The organism is Fibrobacter sp. UWOV1 (assembly GCF_900142495.1).
Taxonomy (GTDB): domain Bacteria; phylum Fibrobacterota; class Fibrobacteria; order Fibrobacterales; family Fibrobacteraceae; genus Fibrobacter.
In genome coordinates, this window is the sequence record NZ_FRBA01000009.1 from 141,448 (window position 1) to 151,736 (window position 10,289).

Here is a 10,289-nt window from a genome sequence, read left to right on the forward strand (position 1 = left end):
AATGGATGGTCCTAACATCTGCGCTGGCGATTGCGATGATTGTGGGCGTGTTGCTCATGTTCGGCTCCGAAACGGGATTCCAGGAAAAGCCGGAAAAAGTTCGTGTTGCCGTGATTATGGCGGGGCTCTGTAATGACCATAGCTGGAACGAATCTCATTGCGAAGCGATTCAGAAAGCGCAAGCCCAAGCCCTATTGAATTTGGAAGTTACCTATTATGAGAATGTCCCGCTCGATTCAACGGCGCAGGATACTATGGAAGAAGCTGTTCGCAAAGGAGCCAAGATTGTCATAGCGACTTCGTTTGGTTATGGCGCGGCCGAAATGGCTGTGGCGAGAAACCATCCAGAAGTCACGTTCTTTCATGCGACCGGACTGAAATCGATGACGAATTTGTCCAGTTTCTTTGGCCGTATGTACCAACTACGTTATCTTTCGGGAATTGTGGCCGGATTGAAGACGAAAACGAACGAAATCGGTTATGTGGCCGGGCTCAATATTTCTGAAGTGAATCGCGGCATCAATGCGTTTGCGCTTGGTGTTCAGAAGGTTAATCCCGAAGCGAAGGTGTTTGTCAGCTGGACCGGATCGTGGAACGATGAAAACAGGGCTGCCGATTCGACCCGCTCGTTGCTTGATAATCACAATATCGATGTCCTGACGACTCATCTGGATGCGTTGTCTCCGTACAACATTGCAGACGAAAGAAACGTCTGGATTATCGGTTACAATAGGGACAATTCCAAAAGGTTCCCGGATAGGTTCTTGACGGCGCCGGTTTGGCACTGGGAAAATTTCTATGTTCCCAAGATTCGCGAGGTCCTCCAGGATAAATTTGAAGGGCGTTCTTATTGGCTTGGGCTAGAAAGCGGCATGATGGACTTGGCCGAGATGACTCGCAATGTCGAAGCGTCGATACGTCAGATTGTCGAAGAAGAAAAAATTCACTTGACGCAAGGCAAGTTCGATGTGTTTTACGGTCCAATCGAAGATAACCAAGGTGAAATCCGTGTAGGCGAAGGCGAAAGCATGACCGACGATGAGATGCTGAATCGGTTCGATTGGTTCGTCAAGGGGGTAGTCGATGGAACTAACCCCTAGAAGCGCGAAGATCAACATCAAGATGGTGGTTTGGCTTGCCTCCGTCGTGTTTGTCCTGTGTCTTGTTTGCGTATTGCTTCGAGTAAAGCTCGATACACTTTTGGATGCCTATGTAACAAAGCATGTGTCGCAGCAAGCCGTATTGACCGCCCATCTTGTGGACGAAAAATTGCATGCACAGCTGGATGCCCTTTCGATGGTTGCGCGTAAAATAGAAACTGACGGCGCGCGCGTGGAAGATTTCTTAGCCCTGTCGGACGTGAAGGACGAAAATTCTAGCTATGGCTTGATTGCGCTTGATGGAACGGTGTACGTGGATTCTTCGCGGTTCATGCTGCCGGACGAAACTTACCGGTGTATCATGGGATCGTTCCGCGGCAGACAATCGGTTTGCTACAACGAAAGGATGGGGATTTTGCTTGGCGTTCCGGTGTTCCATGGCCATAACGTCCGATTTGTGCTGTACTTGCAGTACGACGAAATCCCGATAAACGATTTCTTCGATGCGGATTGCTTTGAGAAGAAATGCTTTACTCAGATAATCGATAACGATGGCCGGGTCCTGATCCAGAATAATACCGGAAAGTGGCGCCAGGATTCTGTGTGGAGTGAAGTCGATGTTGGCAAGATTTATGGCTGGCTCCGTCAGGATATGGACCATGGCGGACTTGCCTCGGCAAGAAATGTCCAAGTAGGAAACGAGACCTATTACTTCTATATGGCGAAGCCTTCGCAAGACGATTTCATGCTTGCGGGAATGGTTGCCGGCGAAGATGTATCGGACGGTTTGAACCAGTTATCTTTCTTGGTGTTCTGGGTTGTCGGATTCTTGATGCTGCTGTTCTTGACGGGCCTTGGAATTCGATTCTTCTTGGTTCGCAGGAATCGGGAATCTCACTTGAAGGGACATTTGGTAAGCGACGAACTGGATCGCTTGCGCATGATGGATTCCGTGGGCCAGGATATTCGCAATCCGGCGATGAATGTCTTGAATATGGGCGCGATTGTCTTGAGGGAATCGGCTAATTCTTCGCTCAAGGAATACGTTTCGGAAATGCGCGCTTCGGGCCAGGAACTGCTTTTGCTTTCGAACGATATTTTGGACATGAACAAAATCCGTACGAACAGCCTTGAAATTTCGATCAAGGAATACGACCTGTTTGCTGTCCTCTGTGATTGCTACAGTGCTGCCCGTAACCGCAAAAAGCCGGTGGAGTTCGAACTGTTGGTCGATTCTTCGATTCCGACTCAGCTTGAAGGCGATGAATCGCGCTTGTGGCAGATTGTAAGTAATATCTTGTTCAACGCAGAACGCCTGGTCGTCAACAGTGCAAACATTGTTCAAATTGGTTACCGCTGGGCCGAAGACGAAAACGGTGAAGAAAGTACTCAGAAGATTGACTTGGTGATTGATGTGCCGGATGCGGGCGTCAGCTGGACGGGGGCTTCGCTGACGCTTGTCAAGATGCTGGTGGGCGCTCTCGGCGGTACAATCAGGAGTAGCCATATTGCGGATGGACTTCCGGTTGTCGAAATTGCAATCCCGCAGAAAGTCGTCAAAAACGAGCTGATGGGTGATTTTAAGACGCGGTACAACGAATTCGTGCATGTGTCCGAAAACAAGTCCATTCATTTCTTTGCACCGAATGCATCGATTCTGGCCATTGACGATGTGCCCATGAATTTGCGCGTGATGAGTGGACTTATAAAAGAAACATTGGCCCGCTTTGATTCGGTTTCGAACGGTATGGAGGCGATTGAAAAGTTCAGGCGTAACCATTACGACATTATATTCCTTGACCATACGATGCCGATTGTCGATGGCTTGGATATTCTGACAATCATGAAGACGCTGGACGATCACCCGAATCAGCATACGCCGATTGTGATGCTTACTGCCGAAGATAGCGCTTCTGCAAAGACGATTTGCGAGACGACGGGATTTGCCGATTTCTTGACGAAGCCGGTTCACGAAGATGCCCTGTTTACGATTCTCCTGAAGTTCTTGCCGAAGGAGTTGATTAAGCATTACGATGAATTGCCCAAGAAAGAAGAAGTGGAAGAGCCTTCGCCTGCAGAAGAAAAGCCTGTAAAGAAACCGATGCTGATTCAGGAACCGAAAAAGACGAACGAGAACCTACCTAGCGATGTGTTGGATATCTCGGTTGGCCTGTTCTGTTGCGAAAGGAATGAAGCCCTTTATCGCAAGAAGATGATGGTTTATGTCGATAAACAGTACGATGTGGTCTTGAACAAGTTGTTCAAGGACGAAGACTTCGAAAGTTACCGTTTGATGGTGCAGATGCTGAAGAGTTCTTCGCTTTACATTGGTGCGGTTGAGATTGCAAGTATTGCAAAGGCGATGGAATTTGCCTGCAACGAAGGCGACTACGACTATGTGCGGGTTCGCCATGATGACTTGATGCGCGAATACAGACGCATTGTCAAAGCGATTAAAGAGCGAGTGATGGATGGAAGAACAAATTGATATCTTGAATGCGGATGGGACTCCTGCCGGATATTCTCGTGGGCGTACCGAAGTTCATGCCAAGGGATTGTGGCACCGCACGGTGCATATCTGGGCGTTTGACAGCAAAGGCCGCATTCTGTTCCAGCTTCGCAGTCGCGTGAAAGAAAACAACCCCGGACTTTTCGACACGAGTTGCGCGGGCCATATTTCGGCAGGCGATTCCAGCGTGAATGCCGCCGTGCGCGAACTGCGCGAAGAACTGGGCGTGCACAAGAGTTCGCGCGACCTCGAATATCTATTCGAGGCTAAGCACGAAAGCGTGCTTAACGGCGGCTCTTACCTCGACAACGAATACTACGACGTCTACAAGATTTCGTTAAACGACGAAGAAGCGAATTCGCTTGTGCCGCAACCCGGCGAGGTCGATAGCTTTACCTGGATGACTCGCGAAGAATTCTTTGCAAAGCATAAGTTACACCCTGAAAAGTTCGTTGAACATCCGAAAGATTATTTGTGGCTCATGGAGAATGCCTAATGGCGATGTATAAGGATATTGCGCTTGCTGTTGAAGGCGGTGGCATGCGCGGCGCGTATTCGGCCGGCGTACTGGATGTATTTTTGGATAACGGAATCAAGTTTGGTGCATGCGCCGGAACCTCGGCGGGAGCCACGCACCTCTGCAGCTATCTGTCGGAACAGCGAGAACGCAACAAGCGCCTCGACACCATTCATTCGGCGAGCAAGCGCTACATGAGTTGGGGTAACTTGATTCGCACCGGTGAATTTTTCGAACTGGACTATTGCTACAATCAAATACCGCGAGTCATCGATCCGTTTGACTTCGAAAAGTTCCGCGAGAATACAGCCGAAACAAAATTCTACGCAGTCGCTACGAACTTGGAAACGGGCGGCCCCGAATACTTGCTCACCCGCGATTTGGACAAGCCCGAAGACATGGACAAGATTCGCGCCTCGGCCTCGCTCCCGCTCATGAGCCATATCGTAGAAGTTGACGGCATGAAGCTTCTGGATGGTGGTGTCGGCGACAGCATTCCGTTCGAAGTGTTTACGGGCATGGGTTACAAAAAACAGGTCGTTATCGTCACACAGCCCGAAGGCTTTGTCAAGAAACCGAACTCCATGATTCCCCTGTTCAAGCTTTTCTATCGCAAGTACCCCAAGTTTATCGAAGCGGCAAGGAACCGCCATATTCGCTATAACCAGTGCCTGCGTACGCTGGAAGAACGCGTCGCTCAGGGCTCAGCCTTCATGATTCGCCCGAGCGAAAACTTCAAAATCGATCGCCTGGAAAAAGACAAGTCCAAACTCGTAAAACTGTACGATCTCGGCGTAAAAGACGCAACCGCGCTCATGCCCAAACTGCTCGCATTTCTGGAAAAGTAATATGTCTAAAGCAATTGCCGGTCACCGCTATCGCCATTACAAAAAAGAAACGATGATCTACACCGTCGTCACCGCCGACGCTCTAGATTGTGAATCGGTCAAGCCGCTCGTGGTTTACCGCAGCGAATACGAGACTCCCGACCACCCGAAAGGAACGCTCTGGGTGCGCAATCGCGAAGACTTCGAAAGCAAGGTGACGCTTGCCGACGGTACTATCGTCGACCGCTTTACCGATATGACCGTGAATCCCTAATTATTCCGATTTTATTTGCTGCGTCTCATTTCCGCAAGGATCATTCCCGCGATAATCGCTACCGCACCCACGATGGCAACGGCGGTGATTTGCTCGCTGAGGGCGATGGTTGCCGTAATCATTGTCACCATGGGGACGGCGTAGCCGTAGTTACTTGCAAGTACGACGCCCAAACGCTTAAGAACGCTGTTCCAGATAAGATAGCCGAATAGCGACGAGAATACGGTTAGACATAGAAAGTTGAGCGTTACGACGGGTTCCGTAAAATGGTGCCACGGAATGTCCAGGGCTTTAGAAACGCTACCGTGGGCTTCGACAATCATGGCGGGAATAGAGGAGAGCGTTCCGTAAAAGAACATCTTGCGCGTGATGAACAGGGAACTGTATTTGCCGTTTAGTTGTTTAATGATTAGCGAAAAGGTTGCCCACATAAGCCCGGCACTGAAGGCGAGTAAATCACCCACAGGCGAAAGCTTTAAAATGAATTTTCCGTTCAAGACCACGAGCACCATTCCGACAAACGTGATCAGGCATCCAAGAATCTGCCGCTTGCCGAGTCGTTCGCTCTTGTAAATGAGGCCGCCGAGAATCATGATAAGCAATGGGTTGGTGCAGACGATGAGCGAGACGTTACTTGACTGCGAAAGTGTGAGAGCCGTATTCTCTGTCCAGAAATAGAGTGTGCATCCGGTAATGCCGCAAATAAAAAGAATCAGTTCGTGTTTCCAGTTTTCAGAACGGAACTGTTTGTGGCTTGCTGCCAGAAGAATCAGGTATGTAACCGCAAAACGCAGCGAAAAAACTTGCACCGCCGAGAACCCGTGATTCAAGAGCACTTTTGTGCTTACGAAGCTCGTGCCCCAAAAGGTGATAGTTATAATGGCGAGTAAATGCCATAGGGCCATATTATTGCGTGCGGGAGTCATTGTGAAAAAAAATAGTTTTTTAAATCAAATAATCGCGAATTTTTAGTTATAGAAAAAAGCTATGGGTAGATATCGGAATTATATATGCAGATATTTGCATAAGTGCATTGCCAAGCGATAGTGTTTTTCTATATTTAACCATAAATAAAATATGTTAGTCGCCCCAAATGAGCAACTACCTATAGATAAGTTTTTAACAAGAGGCAAAAATGTCCAAGATCGAAACTTTGTGCGTACAGGGCGGCTGGCAGCCGAAAAACGGCGAACCGCGCGTCCTTCCCATCTACCAAAGCACCACTTTCAAGTACGAGTCCAGCAACGCGATGGCCGACCTGTTCGACCTGAAGGCCAGCGGCTACTTCTACACGCGCCTGCAGAACCCCACCAACGATGCCGTGGCATCCAAGATTGCGGCCATGGAAGGCGGTGTGGCAGCGATGCTCACGAGTTCCGGTCAGGCGGCGAACTTCTTCGCCGTGTTCAACATCTGCGAGGCGGGCGACCACTTCATCAGCACCAGCGCTATTTACGGTGGTACTAGCAACCTCTTCTCCGTGACGATGAAGAAGCTCGGCATCGAATGCACATTCGTGGACCAGGACGCTAGCGACGAGGAAATCGAGAAGGCCTTCCGCCCGAACACCAAGTGCTTCTTTGGCGAGACGGTTGCAAACCCGGCCGGCAAGATTCTGGACCTCAAGCGCTTCGCGGACATCGCCCACAAGCACGGCGTGCCGATGATTGTCGATAACACGTTCCCGACTCCGATTCTCTGCCGCCCGATTGAATTCGGCGTGGACATCGTGACCCATTCCACCACCAAGTACATGGACGGTCACGCGATGGCCGTGGGTGGCTGCATCGTGGATAGCGGAAACTTCGACTGGGAAGCCCATCATGACAAGTTCAAGGGCCTCACCGAACCGGACCCGAGCTACCACGGTCTTGCCTACACGAAGGCTTTCGGCAAGGGCGCCTTCATCACGAAGGCTACGGCCCAGCTCATGCGCGACCTCGGCAGCATCCAGGCTCCGCAGAATGCGTTCCTCCTGAACGTTGGCCTCGAAACGCTTCACCTGCGCATGCCGCGCCACTGCGAGAACGCTCTCGCCTGCGCGAAGTTCCTGCAGAACCACCCGAAGGTGGCCTGGGTGGACTACGCGGGCCTCGAGGGCAACAAGTACCACGAACTTGCGAAGAAGCAGTTCAAGGGCGGGCTCCCCTGCGGCGTTCTCACCTTCGGTATCAAGGGTGGCCGTGAAAAGAGCATCCAGTTCATGGACAATCTCAAGATGATTTGCATCGTGACCCACGTGGCCGACGCCCGCAGTTGCGTGCTGCACCCGGCAAGCCACACGCACCGTCAGCTCAGCGACGAACAGCTCATCGAAGCAGGCGTCGCACCGGACCTGATCCGCTTCAGCGTGGGTATCGAGAATGTCGAAGACATTATCGCGGACCTCACGCAGGCCCTCGACAAGGTGTAATTGTTTTTAACATTCAAAAAGAGATTCTTGGCTATGCCAAGAGTCTTTTTTTGTACTCAAATTACTTATAAAATAACGTATTTTAATAAATGTATCAAAAAAAATTTTGTGTATAGATTAATAAAAAAGTGTTTTAATTTGTGTAAAAATTGTGGACAAAAAAAGAAAAATGAAGTGTAAGTTTTTTTGTATAAAATAAATTCAGTTGCACCCCTTGTCAATAAATACCCTTTATTGTAACTTTGTTCACAATAATATTGTTTTTGAGGGCTAGGAGTCCATCAAACACCTCGGGAAGTCCTGCTGCGCAAGTGGCGGGGCTTCCTTTTTTACAATTTTGTGTGATTTTGTGTAAGAGTTCGAGAAAAAACGATTTTAAAATATGGACTTTATTAAAGCGAGTTGGCGATATTCATTACATGCTTAAACCCGCTGTCAAAAAATGCAAAAACTTGTTTTTTGCGCTTTGTCGCCTTGCGCACTTTTGCCGCGGCTCTCGCCTTTTTTCTAAATTTATGCCCGAAAAATTATAGAGCTATGAGGTATGGGCACGGCGACCTCAAACCTCATACCTTGCAGCTCCTACTAGAGGTATAAAATAATGGCTAAGTACAATCCGCAAGAGATCGAAACCAAGTGGCAGGCCTACTGGGAAGAACATCAGACTTTCAAGACGGGCACCGATAAGTCCAAGCCCAAGTATTACTGCCTGGACATGTTCCCGTACCCGAGCGGCGCAGGCCTCCATGTGGGCCACCCCGAAGGTTACACCGCCACCGACATCATCTGCCGCTACAAGCGCAGCCGCGGTTTCAACGTGCTCCACCCGATGGGTTGGGACGCTTTCGGCCTCCCCGCTGAACAGTACGCCATCCAGACCGGCACGCACCCGGCCATCACGACCAAGAAGAACTGCGACAATTTCCGCCGCCAGATCAAGCGCCTTGGCCTCAGCTACGACTGGAACAAGGAAGTCAACACCACCGACCCGAAGTATTACAAGTGGACGCAGTGGATTTTCAAGCGCCTTTACGATACCTGGTTCGATGACGCCCAGCAGAAGGGCCGCCCGATTGCGGAACTCCCGATCCCGGCTGATGTAGAAGCCAAGGGCAAGGAAGAAGTCCGCAAGTACAAGGATTCTAAGCGCCTCGCTTATTACGCCGACGCTCAGGTGTGGTGGTGCAAGCATTGCAAGATTGTTTGCGCGAACGAAGAAGTCTTGAACGACGGCAGCCACGAAAAGTGCGGCACCAAGGAAGTGGAACGCCGTAACCTCAAGCAGTGGCTCATGCGCATCCCGCTGTATGGCGACCGCCTGCTGAAGGGCCTCGACAAGCTCGACTGGCCGCAGGGCGTCAAAGACATGCAGAAGAACTGGATCGGCAAGAGCTACGGTGCCGAAGTGGATTTCCCGATTGCCGACGCTAACGGCAAGCCGACCGAAAAGAAGCTCCGCGTTTACACGACCCGTTGCGATACGTTGTTCGGAGCAACCTACATGGTCGTCGCCCCGGAACATGCGATGGTGCCGGAACTCACGACCGCCGAACAGAAGGCCGCCGTGGAAGAATATGTGCACGCTGCCGCTCTCAAGAGCGACCTCGACCGTACGGAACTCGCCAAGGAAAAGACCGGCGTGTTCACCGGTAGCTATGCCGTGAACCCGCTCACCGGCACGAAGATTCCTATATGGGTCGCCGACTACGTTTTGACGGGCTATGGCACCGGCGCCATCATGGCCGTGCCTGCTCACGATACCCGCGACTTCGATTTCGCGAAAAAGTTTAATTTGCCGGTTATCTGCATCATGGAACCCGATGCAAGTTGCCCTGAGGACGTTCGCCCGAAGGTCCTCGCAGGTGACGCCTGCTGGGCTGCCGACGGCACCTACATCAACAGCCAGAACGACACGCTTTGCCTGAACGGCCTCAACAAGAAGCAGGGCATCGCGAAGGTCATCGAATGGCTCGAAGCCAACAAGATTGGCAAGGCTACCGTGAACTACAAGCTCCGCGACTGGCTCTTCAGCCGTCAGCGTTATTGGGGCGAACCGTTCCCGATTATCCACTGGGAAGACGGCGAAATCTCTACCGTCGATGATTCCGAACTTCCGGTGCTTTTGCCGGAACTCAAGGACTACAAGCCGGGTGACGGCGGTCAGTCTCCGCTCGCAAACGCCACCGAATGGCTCCAGGTCACGGACAAGAACGGCCGCAAGGGTATCCGCGAGACGAACACCATGCCGCAGTGGGCTGGCTCCTGCTGGTATTACCTGCGCTATATCGATGCCTGCAACGGCGACGCCTTCGTCGCTAAGGAACTCGAAAAGTACTGGATGCCCGTGGACCTCTACGTGGGCGGTGCCGAACACGCCGTGCTCCACCTGCTCTACAGCCGCTTCTGGCACAAGGTCTTGTTTGACCTCGGCCTCGTCTCTACCGACGAACCGTTCCAGAAGCTCTTCAACCAGGGCATGATTCTCGCCTTCGCTTACGAAGACGCCGCTGGCTCCAAGGTCCCGACCGACGAAGTCGAAGAAAAGAACGGAAAGTTCTTCAAGAAGGGAACTGACATCGAGCTCAAGCAGATTGTGGCGAAGATGAGTAAGTCCCTCAAGAACGTCGTGAACCCGGATGACGTGGTGCG

At 51.1% G+C, this 10,289-nt stretch carries 8 protein-coding genes; 7 read left to right on the forward strand and 1 reads right to left on the reverse strand.

What is annotated here, in order from left to right; all coding sequences use genetic code 11:
• Window positions 1-5: 5 nt before the first annotated feature.
• Genes BUC02_RS12470 through BUC02_RS12490 form a run of 5 tightly spaced genes read left to right on the forward strand, consistent with a single transcriptional unit; the run spans window position 6 to window position 5,227 of the window.
• On the forward strand, window positions 6-1,100 hold the full coding sequence (locus BUC02_RS12470; RefSeq protein WP_163414744.1) for a BMP family ABC transporter substrate-binding protein: 1,095 nt from the start codon (window positions 6-8) through the stop codon (window positions 1,098-1,100).
• A complete protein-coding gene (locus tag BUC02_RS12475; RefSeq protein WP_073322998.1) occupies window positions 1,084-3,588 on the forward strand; it encodes a response regulator in 2,505 nt (834 codons plus the stop codon). Before BUC02_RS12470 ends, BUC02_RS12475 begins: the two co-directional genes overlap by 17 nt.
• Window positions 3,572-4,105: an NUDIX hydrolase gene (locus BUC02_RS12480; protein WP_073323000.1), complete on the forward strand. Its 534-nt coding sequence runs from the start codon at window positions 3,572-3,574 to the stop codon at window positions 4,103-4,105. Before BUC02_RS12475 ends, BUC02_RS12480 begins: the two co-directional genes overlap by 17 nt.
• Complete coding sequence (locus BUC02_RS12485; protein ID WP_254794216.1) at window positions 4,105-4,974, forward strand: patatin-like phospholipase family protein; 870 nt, start codon at window positions 4,105-4,107, stop codon at window positions 4,972-4,974. The genes BUC02_RS12480 and BUC02_RS12485 overlap by 1 nt, the downstream gene beginning before the upstream one ends.
• Window position 4,975: 1 nt before the next feature.
• The gene (locus BUC02_RS12490) at window positions 4,976-5,227 is read left to right on the forward strand and encodes a DUF1653 domain-containing protein (protein WP_073323002.1); all 252 of its coding nucleotides are present in this window, start codon (window positions 4,976-4,978) and stop codon (window positions 5,225-5,227) included.
• Between the two features lie 11 nt (window positions 5,228-5,238).
• On the opposite strand, the gene BUC02_RS12495 is transcribed toward BUC02_RS12490, so the two are convergent.
• Window positions 5,239-6,132 (reverse strand): DMT family transporter, encoded by an 894-nt coding sequence (locus tag BUC02_RS12495; protein WP_073323028.1) that lies wholly within the window; start codon window positions 6,130-6,132, stop codon window positions 5,239-5,241.
• Between the two features lie 230 nt (window positions 6,133-6,362).
• Between BUC02_RS12495 and BUC02_RS12500 the strand changes: the two genes are divergently transcribed.
• Window positions 6,363-7,640: an O-acetylhomoserine aminocarboxypropyltransferase/cysteine synthase family protein gene (locus tag BUC02_RS12500; protein WP_072807659.1), complete on the forward strand. Its 1,278-nt coding sequence runs from the start codon at window positions 6,363-6,365 to the stop codon at window positions 7,638-7,640.
• Window positions 7,641-8,241: 601 nt separating this feature from the next.
• Window positions 8,242-10,289 (forward strand): leucine--tRNA ligase (gene leuS, locus BUC02_RS12505; protein ID WP_073323004.1); only part of this gene is annotated, 2,048 nt, incomplete at its 3' end.